Raw genomic sequence first — 17,728 nt, forward strand, 5'->3', positions numbered from 1 at the left:
AAATTACTTCCTTTCTAAATCTTCAATGCGGTGGTTTGCGACCTTTATCTGTTCAGCGACCACCGCATAATCCTGTTCCAGCTTGTACGTCCGAGCGATAACGGAATTGTGCTTATCCACACGCTCAGACAACTTGTCTATCTTGTACTCAATGAGTTTTTGGCTATCATACTGCGCCTGTTGCATAGTCTTACGGCTGTTAGATGCTATGACGATCTGACACACTACCGCTGAAGCCGCCGTTATCAGTGCAACGATAATTGCTTCCGTCACTCGCCGTCACCGCCTTTCTTTGCCGACTGCGTGCCGAAGTAGAACGATATCACCACAGTAAACACTGTGATGAACTGCTCTGCTGAGATCGTGCGACGAAGTGCCAACACGCAGAACACCGCTGTCAAGAACAGCGTTACAATGGACTTTACGTCAATGAGTTTCGCTAACTTCTGCTTCATGGTATACCTCCTTTGTTATTTCTTTGAACTGCTCCGGACTAATAACGCCTGCCTTGACAAAATCTTTGACCTTTGCCAGCGAATACACGCCCAGATCATAGAAACGTTTAATAATGCTGTAATACATCACTCGCCCTCCTCACCTATCAGCGTGCCTGTCATAGCAGCTGTGTATAGCACTTGTGCCATTATCTTGTCCTGCTCAGTTACTGTAGGTTTTTCAAAATTATCTTTCGTCAACCCCAGCTTCTCAGCCATTTTCTTTTGCAAATCCGTCATACGCTACCTCCTATCTCTGACAGCTTGACCACATATTCTTCTTCCGACGGCACTGGTATGCGATAGCTGTCGTTGCTGTTTTTGAACGTGATTGAACCGCCTGCTTCAACTGTTAGATTTCGCAGAAAATCGTCGTCAACCAGGGTTGAAATGTCTGTTATTATAGGTGTTGCTAGTTCATAGTATAGCATAACACCCTGCATTGCCTGTTTAAATGTGGCGACATCGGTGTAGGCGGTGTCTCGCACACGCACCGTTGTGTTCTCCAAAACATATAATCCAGATGCGCTATCAGTAACGCCAATCTTAACATACTGATACTTCGGGCACAGAAAATTTGATGTGCCACCACGAATGTCAGATACTGCATTCAAATAGAAAAATGGGGTGTAGTCACCGTCTTTGTACATCCGCCAGTTTTCCGTCCCCAAATCAACGCTGTTCACACACTGAACGTATCGTTTATTTTCATAATCAACGTAGTTTCGTACCGTTCCTGCTGACCAGCCGTAGCCAGGCAGATTGCGGATTGCTTCAGGGATAGGGTGGGCGGTATCACCCACAACGACCTCTTCCGTGCCTGCACTGACAATCTCACCTGCATTATATGGGTAATAATCATTAGGGAATATTTTCTCGAATTCTTCCACTGTGCTAGGTTCGTTGCCTGAGCCGAACATGAGGGTGAGGTCTATCAGCATGACGGAAATTTTTAATTTGTTAAAAACTGTATCCTTGTCAGAATATATGGCCGATAGCCAATTGCTATCCCAATGTTTATCCGACATTTCAAATATGAACGATTTTCCAACAATCTGTTTTTGGATTGCAGTTCCGATTGTGCATCCATTCGCAGGATTAACGGTTCCTGAGATAATTTTTGAACAAAACAAATATTTGTGTCCGTTAGTTGGCGAGAATTCGTCCAATTTCAAACCCCACCATCCCTTCGCAGTTATAGCATTGGTTGCCGTTCCGTCCAGAACTGAATAATTTCCGTCCGTTGACGTTGTAATTCCATTTCTGGAATCGAATGGTTTATTTTTCGCAAACTGATTAAACACGATAGACCTACCACCAACAGACTTCACGCTCATCAACTTCGCCCCTGTAGGCACTGTCTTGGCATACGCTGTTTCGCTGTCGGTTTCAAACTGATGTGTCACACCATTGCCCAAGTCATACAGTGCGTTTACCCTACGTTGTAACTCTTTATCCGTCAGCTTCACGTTAGCTATTTCTGCCGTATTTTCAGCTATCTTTCCGACCGCTGTTGTGTAGTCGTCCGGAAGGCTATCAGCCACCGCCTGTGCTGTCTGTGCGGCAGTTTCGGCGGCTGCCCTGTCCTCCGCAACCTTAGTAGCGTTTTCTGCTACATTAGCCTTATCCGCTGTTACCTGTTCTGCAAGAGTCTGAACAGCCTGTCTATCCACTGCTGTGCTATCGGCATTAGTCTTGGAGGTTTTAGCATAGCCTGCTGTAATGTTTTTGTCAGCTGTGGTCTGCTGTGCTGCCGTTGATGCTTGCACTGCTGATACCTTGGCACTATTCTGTGATTTAACTGCCTCAGCACGTGCGGTTTCTGCGCCCTGCATAGCGGTTTCTGCCTGCGTTGCGGACGTTTCAACCGCTGTCTTTGCGGTCTCAGCACGTTCAGCCGCCTGTTCTGCGGTGTCGGCTGACAATCCTGCGTTTGTGGCAGATTTAGTGGCGTTATTTGCCGCTGTAGTAGCTGTGTCTGCGGCGGTGACGGCTGTCTGCATATCTGCGTGCGCCTGTTTACCTATGGCGTCTATGCGGTCTAGTGCGTCAGTTGCCACACTTGGTGACGGTACTGCATTATCGCCTATAGCCGCACCTATTCGCAATCTGAACATGCGTGATTTCTTCACCAGCACATATTCATCACCTGACAGCTTCGTCGCCGCTATCTGACAGCTGACTGTCTGCGCTGACCGCAGTATATCAGCCGTAGGTGTCCACTGTCCGCCTGTGATATCGACCTCATAGACAGTGCCGTCGCCATAGTCGATAGTCAGCACATAGCGGTCTGCACCGTCTATCTCCATGCCCTCGACCGACACAGGACGGGCATTCGTTTCACCCACATAGCCCAGCAGGGCTGTGCTTAGGGTTACGTCATAATCTGCATTTAATGTTATTGTCATTTAATCCCCCTCTATTCTATCGCAATGTAATCCACATAGTACGTTCCTGTCGGGACATTTACTGTTGACCCGTTATTAGCTCCCATGCAGACGTTCAGATAGTACGACTTTCCCGAACCACTAACGTGGGTGCAGAACGTCTTGTATGGTGTTGGTATGTCTGTCTGCCGTAGTGTTGCTATTACCTGCTTTGGTGTAAAGGTCAGTCCAAGCGGTATCCGCATCAGCGCATTTGCTCCCGTCATCTTGTGTTCCACAGTGCCATAGTGTATCTTGCCGGCTCGGATCAATATCTCATCAATTTCCTCCCCGGCGTGTTGCATAGGATAGTCATTTTCTGTGATATCTTGTGTCAATGTCACATTTTCATCAGCCATTATCTCACCCCCTTAAAGCTGTTCTTCTACCGACAAACCTACCGCCGAAATATCAGCACTCAGTCCGCCGTCAAAGGTAAATCCTAAATTCGTTATCGGTATGTCATAGCTGTCTGTGCCGTTGGTGTAGGTCACCACGTCCCCGATATCAAAACGTGGGTCACCAAGTCTGTGGTACAGCTCAGTGGTATACCACGAAAATCCACCTATCCTGCGCCACAGAGATTTCAGCAGTGATTCGGTCATGTACGGATTTTCAAACTCCAAGACTCGACCTTGCGTTGTATCTGTCACGCCTAGCGACAACGTTACATCTTCACCGACCTTGCAGATAATGCCCACGATAACGTTCTGCCTTTCTGACAGTGTTGGCAGGTCTATCGTATTGTTATCCAACGTTTTCACCGGTTTGCCATACCACTTTCGGACGTACTTTCCATACCTGTCAACATACCCAAACTGACCTTGCACAGAAGTCAGATAGGACAACATTTGCCGCATGGTCACGTCTTTGGGCACGGAACCGACCTTGAAGTAAAAATACTTTGAGTACAGCACCTTGCCGTTCTTATCTATCAACCTTCTGCCATTCTTGTCACGCAGTAACCGCACCTCTGTATAGTCATTGCCGTTTTGCAAGCCTAATTGTCTGCAAATGTCGTCTTCGACGGCTTTATTCCAGTTTGGCATAGGGATATGCGGCACATATGGTTTGTCGGAAAAATATAATCTATCCGCCATTGTCAGCTGAACACTGCCGCCTGACTTTTTCGACTTCACACAGGTGAAACGCCCCATTGGTATCTTTTCGTCATTTATATCAGATGAAGTTGCGTCCTTTGTATACAAACTGAAAACATACTCATTTCCAAGATACTTAGTCCCGTCGTCAACAAGCTCCGCCGTCACACTCTGAGAACAGACAGCTCCAAGCTCTATATCATCACTCAGAGATGTTGATTGAATGTCCGTCTGAACGTTCTGAATGCCGTCATATGCCACAGGTTCTCCACTCTGAGCGTCCTCTATCCACATACCCCACAAGGCTTTGTAATTCTCTATCCTGCTTGTTATCTCATTGCTTGCTATGGTGTACATATGCCCTCCTAACGTTCTGCGAATGTGACAGTACAGCTCTTGTAATACTCACCACCGTCAAGTCTGACAAGCCCCTGCGGTACATAGTCGCTTGCGTTGGCGGATATAGAATAATACTTGCCATTGTGCCAAAACTCCAGCTCTGCAAAGTCGGGTCCGTCCTCGATAAGGGATTGTATCTCGGCTGAATCTGCGACAGGAAGCATTGTCCACTTGCAGGGCAGTTTGTATTTGCAGAACTTTCTTGCACCCACAAACAGACCTGTTGTATTCACTCGTCCTGAGCCTGCCGTCCACTCGTAACAGTTTACAGGGCTCCAGCTACCAGGGTCAGGGTCTGTCACCCACACGCCGTTTATCTTTAGCAATGTTCCTGTCAAAATGCACTCACTCCCGTCTTACGTTTATACTGATTGTTGCTGTCCTGCATACACTTGAAAAGCACCTTGCTGTCAACTGTTCCGAAGAACACAGGGTCATAAGCTTTCAGCCAATCAAGTATAGCGTTCAGCACCCTTAGCACCTCGTCAAGCTTGCCGTTATCAAGCATACCTTGCAGTTTGCTCAGCGGTGAAATTACCTCAGGGTCTGCCTTTGCGTTCCTGTTATCGCCCACCATTGCAAGGGTCGGTGCTGTGGCAAGTCCGCCTGTGGCAAGCTTTGGTATCTCAGGTATGCTTATTGTGTCAAGGTCAAAGCCGAATGTTTCTCCGCCTATGCCAGGCACCCAATCAGGCACATCAAAACTCAGGCTGTTAATGCCGTCGATTATCCAGTTGACCGCACTTTCAATAGCACTGGTCATTTTGTTTACTGCACCGATAATTAGGTTTATAGGTGCTTTCACAACGCTGTAAAGCGTATCCCACACGCCTTTAAAGATCTTCTTTACACCCTGCCAAGCCTTCTTCCAGCTACCTGTGAAAATGCCTTTTACGAACATTATAATACCGTTGAGAATGGTCTTTACGCCTCCGAAAGCGTCTGAAAAGGTCTTTTTGAACCACTTGCCTATGCCTTTGAAAACGCCCTTGACAGCGTTAAGAAGCTTTGTGAAGATCTCCTTTATCTTTGCAATACCCTCAGATACGGCATTATACAGACCTTGTATGATATATCCGCCCATTTCAGCCATGACCTTACTAGGGCTGTGAATACCAAAACAGTTCTTGAAACCCTCAATAAATGGTGTAAGAACATGGTCATAAAGCCAAGTGCCTATGCCCTTGAAAGCGTCAACGATACCTGTGAAAAGCCCCTCAACGATATTACCGCCACAGTCCTGTATCTTCTCCGTAAAGTAGTCACGGATACTGAAAACAGCGTCCTTGATAAAGCCCCACAGCACCGATACCGCACCGCCTATAGCTGAGCCTATGGCCTTGAAAAGCTTTGTGGCAATACCGCTCCAATCTATTGTAGAAATGAACGTCCACAGCTTTTCGCCTATGCCCTGCCAGTTTACAGTTTGCAGGAAATTTATTGCCGTATCAAGCAGACCTTTTACGCCCTCAGAGATAGTCGTTCCTGCCTTGCCCCAATCAATCTCATCAAACCAGCCGTTCACCGAAGTGCCTATGGACGAGCCAAAGCCCGACCAATCAAAGGTGGTAACGAACGAATAAAGATAGTCGATGATAGCTTGCCATTTTGAAGCAAGGGTCTTTCCGATAAGCGACCAATTCGTTTTCTTTATACCGCCGTTAAGAAAATTAGCCGTACCCTTGCCGAAGCCTGCCCAATCGAACTTCTTCATAAAGCGGTATCCTGCGCCAAAAATTGTGTTTATACCGCCGCCGAAGCTGTCTCCAAGACCTGTCCAATCAACGCCTTTAATAAAGCTGTTCAGACCGTCTGTAAGCTTATCCACAAAGCCATTCAGCTTTTTCTGAATACCGTCCCAGTTGATGTATGCGAAAGCTCCGTTGACCTTTTCAGCCACAAGAGAGCCAACTCCTGCCCAGTCCCCCGACTTAATGGCATCTTTCATACGCTCCGCCCAATCAGGGAGCTGAACGTTGTCGCCGTTTATGGCTGAGTAATCAATGCCGCCCTCTGAACTGTCTGTATCGGACTTGCTCTGATCCGGTGCAACTCTTACAACGTCAAAGTCCGCAAGGTAAGTGTCCTGAGTTTTCTTTATCTTCTCCGCTGATTTCTGCGCCTGCTTTGTCGCCTGCAAGGACTTCTGATAGGTGGTACCGAAAAGCTCAGAGATAAACGCTGCCACAGTTTTTGTCGCCGTCGCTACGCCCGTCATAAGCGTATTGAGATACGGCATAACTGTGTTCATTATCGGTGTGAAAGCTATGGTGAGGTTTGCTTTAATCTCGTTTAAGGACTTGGCAAATTCTTCGTTGCCTGAAACAGCGTTTGCAACAGCGGAACGTATTCCTTTCAGCAAAACAAGCACGCCTGCCATTAAGAACACTCTTTTTGCCGCAGATTTGAGCGAATGTGTAAACTTGCTCAGCGGTTTTGAAGTGCTGTCGATAGTTGTTTTAAGCCTGCTGAATTTGGATTTAACTGCGTCAACAGCCTTCGAGCCTGCCGAATGCATTGTCCTAAAAGCTCCGCCGAGAGTTGACTTCACCGCCTTGCCTGCAAAGCTGACAGCTGAGCCGATACCGCTTTTTATCCTGCCTGCAACAGTCTTTATTTTCTGCACGGCACTTTCAGCAAAGCCTGCAATAATATCGTCCATTTTTGTTGTCTGCTCTGAAACGCTTTCGGCTGACTTGTTTGCCGTTTCCGCCGCTGTCTGACTTATCTTCGCAGAACTTGATTTAGTCTTGTCCTGCATTTTCTGAACTATCTTATCCGTTAGTTCATTGACCTCAGCTTCGACCTTTGTAGTGTCATACTCAGGGTCATAGTTCACCTGAACAGTTTTAGGCTTGATATTATCTGTCTGCCCTGCCGCTTCCTGCGCCTTTTTGCCCAGCTTATCATACTCAGCCATTGCCTTTTCAACAGCCTCCTGCATACTTTTCTGAGCGATCTCCGACGCACTGCCAAAGCCCTCGTCTATGGCTTTAGCGGTCTTATCCATAGCGTTCTCAACAGCTTTCTCTGCCTGTTCTACTGGCTTTGAAAAGCCGTTCTGTATGCTTGCAGATATCTTGTCAAGCTGCTCCTGCACCTTGTTTTTTATCACAAGGTCAAGAGATATAACACCAACGCTTGCTCCGTCTGCCATTACTTATCACCTGCCTTTCCGAACATTCCCTTGAACAGCCTTTCAAAGTATCTCGCAGTTTCAAGCTTGTCCTGCTCCGTGAACGTTTCTCTTGCTTTCTGACTTCTGAACGCCGTCCACTCTGAGCGTATCTGCTTTTCATACCTGTCGAAATTTTTTATGATATCCTTGTTGTCCTCGCTCCTGATACGAACGACCTGACCCAGCGGCGTATCGTGCATAAGCCCTGCAACGAGCCTGTACCAATCGCTGTAATGCAGATTTTCCTGCTCTGAGGGCAGGATATTGTACTGCTTTGCAATGGACTGTATGATAAGCTCTCGGTCATAGTCAAGATCGTACCAGCTTTCTTCAAACTTACTCTGCGTTTTCCTGCGGAAATCGAGCCTCTGTCTTTTCTGCGTCCTCGCCTGTTACCGCTGAGATAACAAGAGTGAAAAGCTGCTGATATGCCGCCCAAGGCATATTCATTCCCTCTATCTCCTTGTAGTCCTTTGGTGCGAACGCAAGCTTGAAAACCTCGTCTATCATATCAAGGTCTTTCTTTTCAGCGTTCTTGTCGCAGATGTCAAGTATCTTCTTGACAGTTTTCTGCCTGTCGTCCACAGGGTAGACCTTGTCGCCTACTCTTATCTCAGGTGTACCTGTAAGAAGCTTGCTGTCGAGTGTATACATCTTTGCCATAGTTATTATCCTTTCTGATATATAAAATTAGGAGAGCGCTTTGAACGCTCCCCTGTTTTGTCTGTGTTCTTACGCTGTCGCCTCTGTAAACTCAGGCTTGCCGTCGGAAGCAAAGTCGAACGCAAGCGGCGCAACTGCTGTCGAATCTCCGCCGCCCCATTCTGTTACGCTGACAACGCCCTTGATAACAAGCTTTGCTCCGCTTGGGAAGTTCCACACAAGGGTTGTGGTCGCCGCAGCACCTGTTTTGAGTGCAAGGCTCTCGATGTAGTCATTGCCTGCGTCACCGACGTTTCTCTTGCCTGAGATACTGATAGTGATAGACTTACCAGTGAGCAAACGTCTTGTCCACCCCTGCTGATCAAAAGGCTTCCACTCCTCGATATTGCCGTCAATGGATACTGAAAAGCTCTCCATATCGGCAATAGTCACAAGATTGCCCTCTGTCGAGCCGTCACCGCCTGTCTTGTCTATCTTGAACTGGTTTTCATATACGGGATAAACTCCTGTTGTGTTTGCCATACTCATTCATTCCTTTCGTAATATACTGTTGCCTCGATAACATATTCACACACGCCTCGCTCGTCCCTGCCAACAGAAACAGGCTCTTTGCATTCGAGATACTTTACCGTAAATCCGTCACCATTATACTGACGTATATCGGATAGGATATCAAGAACGCTTTGTGCCTTTATCTCTGCCTGCGTGGGAGTATCAGTCCAGTGAATAAGCACCGAGATATGTTTTTCAAGTGTTTTTGTGCAGGCTTTTCCGCCTATGCAGATACGCTGCGGCTTTGAGGTCTTTGCGTTGTACACGCCTATGCACTTATCAAGGTTGCCGTCAATAGTGCCTGCATACACGTCCTGCAAGTCAAGGATGTCGCTCAGCATATCCGCTATGTTAAGTAAAGTCATACGCCTGTCCTCTTTTTGAACTCTGCCACAAACTCATTCTTGGCAAGGTCCTTTTTACTGCCTGTGATATATGGTTCAAGCCAAGCCGCACCTGCGTTAGGGTTATTGCCTTTCTGAAAATGATACTCAGGGTGATAGTACAAACGTCTTGCCTGCGGAGAGCCTGTCACAAGACTTGCACCGCTTTCGTCAGCGTGGACAAAGGTCTGATTATTCTGCATATCGCCTGTATCGAACGGCATTGTCTGAGCACTTACAAGGTCTGTCCTCACCTGCTCCATAGCCACCTCAGCGGACTTCACAGCGGCGTCCTCGATAGCCTTTATCGCCTGCATATCAAGCTTTATTTCAATGCCCACTATATCAGCTCCAATCTTGTGTAATTCACCCTGCCGTCAGGGTCTTTGGCTTTCTCAGAGCCATATATCTTGTACGTCCTGCCGCCTATGACCGCATAGCCCTCTATAACAGCGTTATCGGGGGCTATATCACCGCAGAAAAGAGCCTCGCCTGACAAGGTTATAAGCTGTTTCTCTGCGGATAATTTCTGCCTTGACTTCTCAGAGTGAAAGCATTTGCCCTCAAATATGACCGTCTGCTTCTTTGAGCCGTCACGATTAAGTCCGTCCGTTCGATAGACCTTACAGGGCGTTTTGCATACCCTTTCAGGTACAAGCTGAGGAAACTTCATCACATCAGCCCCCTGTAACATAGTCCTGTCTGCATAAGCACATTGTAGACCTGACGTGTTGTGATAACGCCGTCAAGAGATACCACCTTTGACTTATCGAATGACATTGAAACTCCGCTTATGCTGTAAGCGCTCAGAGGGCTTTCTAACAGCTCCGAATTGTCATAGATGAATTTCATCTGCAAGGCTGTGGAACGCTTTATACGCTCTCTCTGAAAGTCTGTGAAGCTGTCAATGCCCTCTGCTGTTATGCGGTTGAAAGTCAACGTGTCGATATCGCTTTCAGCCCTTTGCAGTATAGCTGAGAACTGTTCTTCGGAGATATCACACTCAGGACAGATATTGCAAAACTCAGTAGAGGTGAGGTACATATCCCTCACCCCTTAATCGCTGTACTCTGCTGTGTCAACGTCAGCGTAAATGCTGTCTATCTTTCCGTCCTTGCCGTTCGGGAAAGTGAAAACATCTGAGAACGCTCTGTTCTGATAGAGCCAGCCGTCACCCTCTGTGTGTCCGCCCGGAGCAAAGCTGTAAATGCTGTTGATCTTAGGTACTATCTTTGTGGTCTCAGGTGTTGCGATAAGCACGTTTATCTTGTGTGAGCCTGCGACCTTTTCATAATATGTATCAAGTGCAGACTTGCTAGGTGTGCCTGATACCTTAGTGTAAGAGCCGCTTGATTCGGTGTAATACTCCTTGCCACTCACGATATCGGTATCAGCGGTCTTTACATATCTTGCAGCGCAAGGCTCAAAGCCGCCGTCCTCAGGGTCAAAGTTGAAGCGGTCATAGAAACGCTCATCATCAATGACCTCCATGATCGGCACACCGTCAATGTCGGTCACTCTTGTTCTAAGACCAAGTCCTCCCTCTGCGATCTGCGTCATTTCTATCTTTCGTGTGAACTTGTCAGACTGCTCCAGCAGGTCCATAATTGTGGAAGTCACATACATAATGAGCGAGCCGTTAGACTTATATCTTCTCAGCTTGCCTGATGAAAGAAAGCCTTTGAGCTTGTCGAACACGTTACCCTTTGTGTATGATGAAGCGGCTGTTGATGAGTGATAGCCCTCAAGCTCTGCCGCTCTCTGAGCTGTCTTTGAGAAGAACAGAGCGTCAGTTTCGGGTGCTGACTGTGTTTTCTCGAACACCTCAGAGATGTTCTTGATAGAGGCTGTGGAGTTTGTTTCGTCAACGTCAGCCTTATCCACAAGAAACTCAACGTCACGATCGTGTGTGAGTGTGAAAGGCACGTCCGTCTGAACATACTTACCTGTATTCCAGCCGCCGTTTCTGTTGTGGCTCTTGTAGCCTGATGTTGACATCTGTGTGAAGTGGAAAGTCTTTGCGTCAAGCCACCTAACGTTCTGTGTGATGAACGGGCTTGACAGTGTTTCCTGGATCCTTATCTCCAAGAGTTCGGGATTCCATACTTCTGCGTAATTAAGATTTGGCATGATTCATTCCTCCTGTTTTTACTTGAATTTGTTCCAGCGTTTCTGCGCTGTTGGTTTGCTCTGTGGCTTCTTTTCATCAGTATCCGAAGATCCTGCACCGACCTTGAAACCGCCCTGCTTTTTGCCGTCGGACTTTTTATCGCCCTCGCCTTTCATATCCGGATACTTCTTCACAACCGCAGAAAGGGCGGCGTTGATATCCTGCTGACTGCCGTTTCTCACATAGCTTTCAGCCACCGCAACGGCATCCTCGATACAGTCGGGCTTGATACCAAGCTGCATAGCGGCTATCTGAGTTTTGAGCCTGAGTATCTCCTGATCCTTTTCATCAAGTGTGTTCTCTGCACTGTCCTGCTTGTCGGGCTTATCCTTGTTTGGCTGTTCCTGCTTATCTTCCGTAGGCTTATCAGCACCCTCACCGTTCTCGTCAGCCTGACTATCGTCCGACGCAGGCTGTTCCTTGTCGGCAGAGTTCTCATCTACCTTGTCCGCAGGCTTTTCCTCAGCCTTTGGCTCGTCCTTTTTCTCCTCGTGAGTATCGGGAGTTTTCTTCTCCTCCTCATCAGGGAGTTTCTTTTTCTCGTCCATTTTCTGACCTCGCTTTCTTAATTTTGTGTATGAAAAAAGCACCCGTTAAGGTGCTTAGTTCCGATATTTGAACAACTATTATCCTCTAATGACCTTGTTCTCAAATTTCTTGTATGCGTCAAGATACCATTCTTTCTTGTCACCGTTATATGTCAACTCGTAATACATACCGTCAAAGAGAGTACTTGAAAGCAAGTATTTCCAGTTCTGCAATGTCTTGCATTTCCATACTGTATAAACTTCAAAATCAGGCTTTATATCTGATTTATCAAGATGTTCTCCAATGTAATCTTTCACAATTTCTATTGCCTTTTCGTCCATAATATCCGTCCTTTCTGATTTTGGGTATAAAAATACCGCCTCGCCGTAACGGAGCGGTAGAATTATTTACATCTTTTCGATTTCATTTTCATTGCAGTCATACAGCTTCCATTCGCCACCATAACCACCTGTTGTTCCTTTTGTATCACTTTCAACAACATAGTTCGTTTTGCCGTTAATATTTGATTTGTCAATAATAGTTCCGACTATGCTATTTGACTTGATCTTTACTTTGTCATATAATTCAAACATTATCGCTCATCCTCTCTATGTGCAGTTATAATGCGTGGGATACTCTCAGGAGTATCTTTTTGCCAAACTGTTCTGAAACGTTTCTTTTCGTTTACTCCTAACTCAGCAAATATACTAAATCTTTCAACGCCACTATCAGAAACAACTTTATCGACCGCTTTGCTATAATCAAAGCAAGCCTTTAAATCCTTGTCAAGAAGTTCAAAATCTGTTGTTTTATAGCCAACACTGAAAAATTCCTCTGAGTGTTTTGCATTCGGTTTCAAAAAGAACTTATTGATTTTGTCAGGGGTAATTTCACACTTATTGTTTTTTATTATATCACTTTTTACGTTTTTGTCAACACCACTGCCATAATACTTCTCCTTGTCATAATCCCTATGCAGCACCTCATTATGCTCCTCAACGAACGCCTTTAATTCCTGCTGAGCCTGCCTGAGTTTTCGGCGGTATTCCTTTGCTGTATCAGGGTCGCAGGTGCCTGCCGCAAAGCGTTTGAACTTGCGTATCTTCCGTTCCATTGCACGCTGTTTCTGCTCAAGCTCTCGTTGCTCTTTTATCTTCTCCGCCGGTATCGGCTCAGGTATCTGCGTTCTGCCGTGTATGTACTGCGTCATTGTGTGACGGCAATTCGGGTGAAAAAGCCCGTTCTTTACGGCGTATGACAGCAGCCAAAACCACTCGCCGCAGTAGTTTGACTTGCCTTGAAACTCGTCCTTTTCCCCCTCCCATACTGTGAACACATCATCAATGTATACTTGACCTTGCCAGGGCTCACAGGTCTTTGAACAGCCGCCATACTGTGACACAAGCACAGTATCATAGCCAAGCTCTGCAAAGCGTTTCGCCGCACCCTGCAACGCTGCTCTTGTGGAAGTTGTCCTAAGAGCCATTCGCACATAGTCGGCAATGTTCACTCGCTTGCCGTCAGCGTATACGATACAGTTTATGCCCTTGTCAAGAAAGTCCTTTGTGGCAAGGTCGATAGCCTCGTTAAGCGTCATAGAACCTGTTCCCATTGCAAGCTGTACCCTATTCAAAGTCTGCCTGTAAATATCGTCTGTCATTCGCATAGCGGCTGTTTCAGCGGTCTTTTCAAGGGTGGTGACGTCTTCCATAAGCTTTGCCATTTTCTTTTCGTTCACGCCAAAGAAATGCTTGTCGGGGATAGGTGTTATAGGCTCGTCAGAAAGCTCCTGGACGCTCCGTTGTGCCTGCTGCTGACCCTCTTGAAACTGCTCCGTCATAAGCTGTCTTGTCTGGTCGTCGATAACGTCAACGTACTCGTTCATAATGTCGAGGTTTTCACGGCGGAAGTTCTCCATATTTTTCAGTTTCTCAGCCTGCCAAGCAGACCATTCAAAGCCGTAACGCTGCTCCTCCGCCTTGTGCCTTTTGAGATTGCGTTTCAGTGAAGATATGAGCCTTAGCTCTATCTCCTCAAATATTTTGGCTATGTCCTTAAAATTAAGCGTACTCATCACCTACCGCAGTAGGCTCACCCTCTGTAAGCCCCTTTTCCTGCATTATCCGCTTGACCTCTGCGGCTTTCCAATCGTCCTCTTTAGAACTGCCCCACAGCTCCTCCACCTGCGTTTCACTGACATAATACCATATGTGCTTGCCTTGCCCACAGTTTCAACTCTGCTGTCAAAGTCAGGTGCACCATACTCGCCGAAGTCAACTGTCACCTCATAAGTCTCAGGGGCTTTGCCCTGCATATTGTCATAGGTCATAAGCACAGCAGAAACAAGCTGCGGCAGAGCCTTTTCAAGAGCCGTTGTGATAGTGTTTCGGGTGTTGCCTGTGACGTCTTTCTTCTCCCGTTGAGCGTCCGCACTTGACATTTTGCCAACATCTATGCCCAGCGTGGCAGGAGATACAAGCCCTTGCAGACACATAAGCAGGCAATTTGTATAGCTTGCCACAAACGCCTCATACTTGATATCAGGCTGAACTACTTCTATCTTAGGCGCTGCACCCTCTGCCGAAAGCGGTTGGTCAATGCTTATGTAACTGTTGCCGAACTGATTTGGCGCTTTAAGCTTACCGCTTGCAGGATCTCTAGGTATCATGCTTTCGGGGATATACTGCTTTACCCTGCCTGCTCTGATAGCGTCCCACCATTGTGAGATCACTTCGTCCAAAGCGTCAAAGCAATCAGACTTACCGCCGTCAAAAATACTCTTGCCTCTGTTCGGGTATTTCCGTGATGAAAAGAATTTCAGTGGCACAGCCATTATATACTCGCCCTCGAACTCAGTTCGGGGCGGTATCTGTGCAAGACAAGGCACGTTGTCCAAACCGACCTCGTGACCGTTATCGTCATACAGACGGCTTTCTATGTACCCCTTGCCGTAATGCTCTTCAAGGTGAAATTTCTTTGTGCCTGCATAATGCACAGAATGAAAAACGACCTCGTTCAGCAGACCTCGTACAAAGTTATACTCCACTTTGTCAGCACCGATAAACTCGACTATTGGCGTATCAGAAAGCTCAGTATCCACCGATATTTTGAAAGCTCCGTCGCCGTCAACAAGGGCGGTAACTATTGCCTTGCCTGTCAGCTCTGTGAAGTCTATATGCTCGGAAATATTCTCAAAATCAGCCTTTGCTTTGTTCCCTGTGACCTTGATATCGTCCATATCAGAATAGACAATGTATGAAAGCGTATCGGCGATTATTGCAGGCAGACCGCTATGTATCTTGCGTATCTTTTCATTCTCAGGGACGCTGCTCCAGAATGAATTTGTGCCTAAGTTAAGCTGACGAAAGAACTGTGAAAGCTCTGCGGCGTCACCACGATACCAAAGCTGTGACCTTATCACATCTGTCATAAAACCTGTTTTCTCTGTTATAGTTATGCTGTATTCGTGTGCAGGCTGGATATCAAGCCAGTTTCTTATCATATTTTTCACCTTGCTTCCTATGCTGAATTTAGTCAATCTTCACACTTCCTATCTTGTCACGATACGGCAGCCAAGCATACTGACAGGAATTGATAAGGTGGTCGTTGCCGTCCTCAGGCTCAGCCTTATCCTCTTTCCAACTGTATATGTTAAGCTCGCCTGCGTACTCCTTGCAATGCTCAAGGATATAAAAATCACCTGCCGCCAGCCAAGCTGACTGCAAGTGTATTCGGTCGATTATTTTCGTTTTCTTGAATGCCGGGATAAAATTATATATGCTGCCTGTGAGCCGTCCGAACTTCTGACATTCAAGTATGGTCGCCTGATCTGCACTGTCGATATACACATCTCTTGCAAAGCCCCACGTCCTGCGGTTTTTCTCCAAGAACGCCGTGAATATTTTCGGTATGTCGGAAGGTGTGAGCGGCACTTGTCTGTCACGATTGTTATACACTTCCTCGTCAAGAGTGACGCACTTTCTGTCAGCCGTTATGCCCACAAAGGTGAACGCTATGGTATCAGGTGAGGATTGGGAGTAAGCGGTGTCAAGCCCGGCTGAGAAGTACACATAATTGAAAGCTTTCGCCTGCTCTGCTGTCAAGATATTTCGCTTTTGCAGGTCAAACACAAGCCCTGTTGCACGTCCACGCAAGCCGAGTATCTTGTTCTTATACAGCTTTGTGCCTTTCGGAGCGGCAGCCATTTTCCGTTTGATATCCTCATCAGTAAGTGAAAGATTATCACGAAAAGTAAAGAACCAGTACCGCCAATTGGGTACAGGTTCTTCTGTAAGCTCTTTCATTATCTCCGCAGGCACGTCACAGGCGTATTTCTGATACGGACGTGAGCGGTTGACAAACTCTTTGTACACAGGCAGAGAGGGGTCGTCAGGGTTGAGGGTCGCCATAAGGTAATCGTTTCGGGTAGACATCTCACGGACAAACTCGATATCAGCGGTATTTATCTCGTCGATATACACGCAGCCGAACTGAGCGCCCAGCACCATTTCCCACTTATCCTTGTTGTCATATCCCAGAACATAGATTATCTTGCCCTCAAACTTGATATGCGGCAGTTTGTAGTCTTTATCACCGTTGCCGAAGTACCGAGCATTAGTGTGCAGGTCAAGAATGCCGTTATCCTGCTGAATGATAGTTTCCTCAGCCTTTCCCGTAGTCTTAGCGGCAATGACGTGAAGCTTTTTCCTGCTTGCCGACACCATACGCATGAACTTTATTCCTGCGCCCACAGTTGTTTTGCCGCTTGCGGTAGTCCCCTCAAGAAAATCCGCAGACACACCCCGAACACTGTTGATGAAGTCCATATACTTCTGCGAAAGGGGAAACTTACTCGTCAAGCCCCTCACCGCCTATCTGAGCGAAAACGTCTGAAAGCTTTTCAGAGGTCTTGACCTCCGCCTGTATCTTAGCCACATACTCTCCTGTCATTTTATTGAGGGTATCGACGGCTCTGATACGGTCAGCAGGGTCATTCTTGCCGTCCTTAGCGATATCAGACAAGAGTGCCTGCCTCTCCTTTGCGGTCATTATACGCTCGTCCTGAGCTTTCTCGGACAGCACACGGATATACTCCGCAACACTAGGATTATCTAGGATTTTGCAGGCGTCAGCTTTCGCATACTTCTCGCTGTATCCTGCCTTTATAGCACTCTGAACGGTGTTGCCGCTCTGAGCATAGTATTCTGCAAATTTCTTTTGCCGTGCTGTCATGAGGGCACCGTCCTTTCTTTATGGTATGAAAAAAGCCCCGATTTAGTGGGGCTTTGAACACTCAATATTATTAATTTTATTGGTTATATTTCGATCTATCCAAAACAACTTTTAAATCGCCAAAAATAACCGTGGTTCCGTTATTATATATTTTTGCAATGCCACATATAGCATTTGTATCTCTTCTATACAAACCCTCAGGGTCATAGTAATCCGTAGTTTCAAAAAATCTGACTATATAAGGGTCTTCATTATATTTATTCTTCATATAATTTATCATTTGTTATAACAAATTGATATTTTATCGAATAAAATATGATCTTCACGGTGGCTTCTTTCAACCTTGCCATTGTGCCGTGGAGTATATGGACGTATAAGCTTATGCCTTACTCCCAACTTTTCTAATGTCGCCTCAAAAAGCGTCTGCCTGTTTTTCTTGCTGGAAGAAAAACGATTCGTGAACTCAAATCCATTGTCGGTCTGAATACATTTCACCGTTATTCCTCTGCGTTTGTACCATTTCACCAGCCTTTTTACAAAGTCTGCTGAAGAATAGGTGCTTTGCTCCTCATATCCGTATAAAAATCTTATCCTGGTATACTC

At 46.5% G+C, this 17,728-nt stretch carries 24 protein-coding genes and 2 pseudogenes; all 26 read right to left on the bottom strand.

Annotated features, from left to right (window positions below; all coding sequences use genetic code 11):
• Positions 1-3: 3 nt before the first annotated feature.
• Positions 4-273, bottom strand: coding sequence for a hypothetical protein (locus tag DW793_RS05710; RefSeq protein ID WP_118157322.1), 270 nt, complete (start codon positions 271-273; stop codon positions 4-6).
• Entirely contained in the window at positions 270-455 is a 186-nt protein-coding gene (locus tag DW793_RS05715; RefSeq protein WP_118157323.1) for a hypothetical protein, read from the bottom strand. Before DW793_RS05715 ends, DW793_RS05710 begins: the two co-directional genes overlap by 4 nt.
• Positions 427-582: an XkdX family protein gene (locus tag DW793_RS05720; RefSeq protein ID WP_118157324.1), complete on the bottom strand. Its 156-nt coding sequence runs from the start codon at positions 580-582 to the stop codon at positions 427-429. Before DW793_RS05720 ends, DW793_RS05715 begins: the two co-directional genes overlap by 29 nt.
• Complete coding sequence (locus tag DW793_RS14575) at positions 582-734, bottom strand: hypothetical protein (RefSeq protein WP_181988302.1); 153 nt, start codon at positions 732-734, stop codon at positions 582-584. The genes DW793_RS05720 and DW793_RS14575 overlap by 1 nt, the downstream gene beginning before the upstream one ends.
• On the bottom strand, positions 731-2,902 hold the full coding sequence (locus DW793_RS05725; protein WP_118157325.1) for a hypothetical protein: 2,172 nt from the start codon (positions 2,900-2,902) through the stop codon (positions 731-733). Before DW793_RS05725 ends, DW793_RS14575 begins: the two co-directional genes overlap by 4 nt.
• 11 nt (positions 2,903-2,913) lie before the next feature.
• Positions 2,914-3,264: a hypothetical protein gene (locus DW793_RS05730; RefSeq protein ID WP_147342163.1), complete on the bottom strand. Its 351-nt coding sequence runs from the start codon at positions 3,262-3,264 to the stop codon at positions 2,914-2,916.
• 27 nt (positions 3,265-3,291) lie between these two features.
• Positions 3,292-4,377 carry a hypothetical protein gene (locus tag DW793_RS05735; protein WP_118157327.1) on the bottom strand — a complete coding sequence of 362 codons (1,086 nt, stop codon included), beginning with the start codon at positions 4,375-4,377 and terminating at the stop codon, positions 3,292-3,294.
• An 8-nt stretch (positions 4,378-4,385) separates the two neighbouring features.
• Complete coding sequence (locus tag DW793_RS05740; RefSeq protein ID WP_118157328.1) at positions 4,386-4,757, bottom strand: hypothetical protein; 372 nt, start codon at positions 4,755-4,757, stop codon at positions 4,386-4,388.
• Complete coding sequence (locus tag DW793_RS05745; RefSeq protein WP_118157329.1) at positions 4,754-7,576, bottom strand: hypothetical protein; 2,823 nt, start codon at positions 7,574-7,576, stop codon at positions 4,754-4,756. Before DW793_RS05745 ends, DW793_RS05740 begins: the two co-directional genes overlap by 4 nt.
• Positions 7,576-7,893: pseudogene (locus DW793_RS14580) on the bottom strand (Gp15 family bacteriophage protein); the annotation flags it as partial. The pseudogene DW793_RS14580 and the gene DW793_RS05745, both read right to left, overlap by 1 nt.
• Positions 7,894-7,933: 40 nt before the next feature.
• Positions 7,934-8,260, bottom strand: a complete 327-nt coding sequence (locus tag DW793_RS05755; RefSeq protein WP_118157331.1) for a hypothetical protein — start codon at positions 8,258-8,260, stop codon at positions 7,934-7,936.
• Between the two features lie 69 nt (positions 8,261-8,329).
• Positions 8,330-8,782 (bottom strand): phage tail tube protein, encoded by a 453-nt coding sequence (locus DW793_RS05760; RefSeq protein WP_118157332.1) that lies wholly within the window; start codon positions 8,780-8,782, stop codon positions 8,330-8,332.
• 2 nt (positions 8,783-8,784) lie between these two features.
• Positions 8,785-9,177, bottom strand: a complete 393-nt coding sequence (locus tag DW793_RS05765; protein WP_118157333.1) for a phage tail terminator protein — start codon at positions 9,175-9,177, stop codon at positions 8,785-8,787.
• A complete protein-coding gene (locus DW793_RS05770) occupies positions 9,174-9,536 on the bottom strand; it encodes a hypothetical protein (RefSeq protein WP_118157334.1) in 363 nt (120 codons plus the stop codon). Before DW793_RS05770 ends, DW793_RS05765 begins: the two co-directional genes overlap by 4 nt.
• Positions 9,536-9,868 (bottom strand): hypothetical protein, encoded by a 333-nt coding sequence (locus DW793_RS05775; RefSeq protein WP_117865742.1) that lies wholly within the window; start codon positions 9,866-9,868, stop codon positions 9,536-9,538. The genes DW793_RS05770 and DW793_RS05775 overlap by 1 nt, the downstream gene beginning before the upstream one ends.
• Positions 9,868-10,239, bottom strand: coding sequence for a hypothetical protein (locus DW793_RS05780; protein ID WP_118157335.1), 372 nt, complete (start codon positions 10,237-10,239; stop codon positions 9,868-9,870). Before DW793_RS05780 ends, DW793_RS05775 begins: the two co-directional genes overlap by 1 nt.
• Positions 10,240-10,251: 12 nt before the next feature.
• Positions 10,252-11,325, bottom strand: a complete 1,074-nt coding sequence (locus DW793_RS14585; protein WP_181988303.1) for a phage capsid protein — start codon at positions 11,323-11,325, stop codon at positions 10,252-10,254.
• An 18-nt stretch (positions 11,326-11,343) separates the two neighbouring features.
• Positions 11,344-11,913 (bottom strand): hypothetical protein, encoded by a 570-nt coding sequence (locus DW793_RS05790; protein ID WP_118157336.1) that lies wholly within the window; start codon positions 11,911-11,913, stop codon positions 11,344-11,346.
• Positions 11,914-11,991: 78 nt separating this feature from the next.
• Entirely contained in the window at positions 11,992-12,234 is a 243-nt protein-coding gene (locus DW793_RS05795) for a DUF6275 family protein (protein ID WP_118157337.1), read from the bottom strand.
• A 66-nt stretch (positions 12,235-12,300) separates the two neighbouring features.
• A complete protein-coding gene (locus DW793_RS05800; protein ID WP_117940317.1) occupies positions 12,301-12,486 on the bottom strand; it encodes a hypothetical protein in 186 nt (61 codons plus the stop codon).
• Entirely contained in the window at positions 12,486-13,967 is a 1,482-nt protein-coding gene (locus DW793_RS05805) for a phage minor capsid protein (RefSeq protein WP_118157338.1), read from the bottom strand. Before DW793_RS05805 ends, DW793_RS05800 begins: the two co-directional genes overlap by 1 nt.
• A gap of 45 nt (positions 13,968-14,012) precedes the next feature.
• Entirely contained in the window at positions 14,013-15,431 is a 1,419-nt protein-coding gene (locus tag DW793_RS05810) for a phage portal protein (RefSeq protein ID WP_118157339.1), read from the bottom strand.
• Positions 15,424-16,752 (bottom strand): terminase, encoded by a 1,329-nt coding sequence (locus DW793_RS05815; RefSeq protein WP_118157340.1) that lies wholly within the window; start codon positions 16,750-16,752, stop codon positions 15,424-15,426. Before DW793_RS05815 ends, DW793_RS05810 begins: the two co-directional genes overlap by 8 nt.
• On the bottom strand, positions 16,742-17,125 hold the full coding sequence (locus DW793_RS05820) for a terminase small subunit (protein WP_117865749.1): 384 nt from the start codon (positions 17,123-17,125) through the stop codon (positions 16,742-16,744). Before DW793_RS05820 ends, DW793_RS05815 begins: the two co-directional genes overlap by 11 nt.
• A 76-nt stretch (positions 17,126-17,201) precedes the next feature.
• The gene (locus DW793_RS14440) at positions 17,202-17,393 is read right to left on the bottom strand and encodes a hypothetical protein (protein ID WP_147342164.1); all 192 of its coding nucleotides are present in this window, start codon (positions 17,391-17,393) and stop codon (positions 17,202-17,204) included.
• An 8-nt stretch (positions 17,394-17,401) separates the two neighbouring features.
• A pseudogene (locus DW793_RS05825) lies at positions 17,402-17,728 on the bottom strand (DDE-type integrase/transposase/recombinase); the annotation flags it as partial.

Origin of the sequence: Ruminococcus sp. AM31-15AC, assembly GCF_003462045.1 — a bacterium.
Classification (GTDB): Bacteria; Bacillota; Clostridia; order Oscillospirales; family Ruminococcaceae; genus Hominimerdicola; species Hominimerdicola aceti.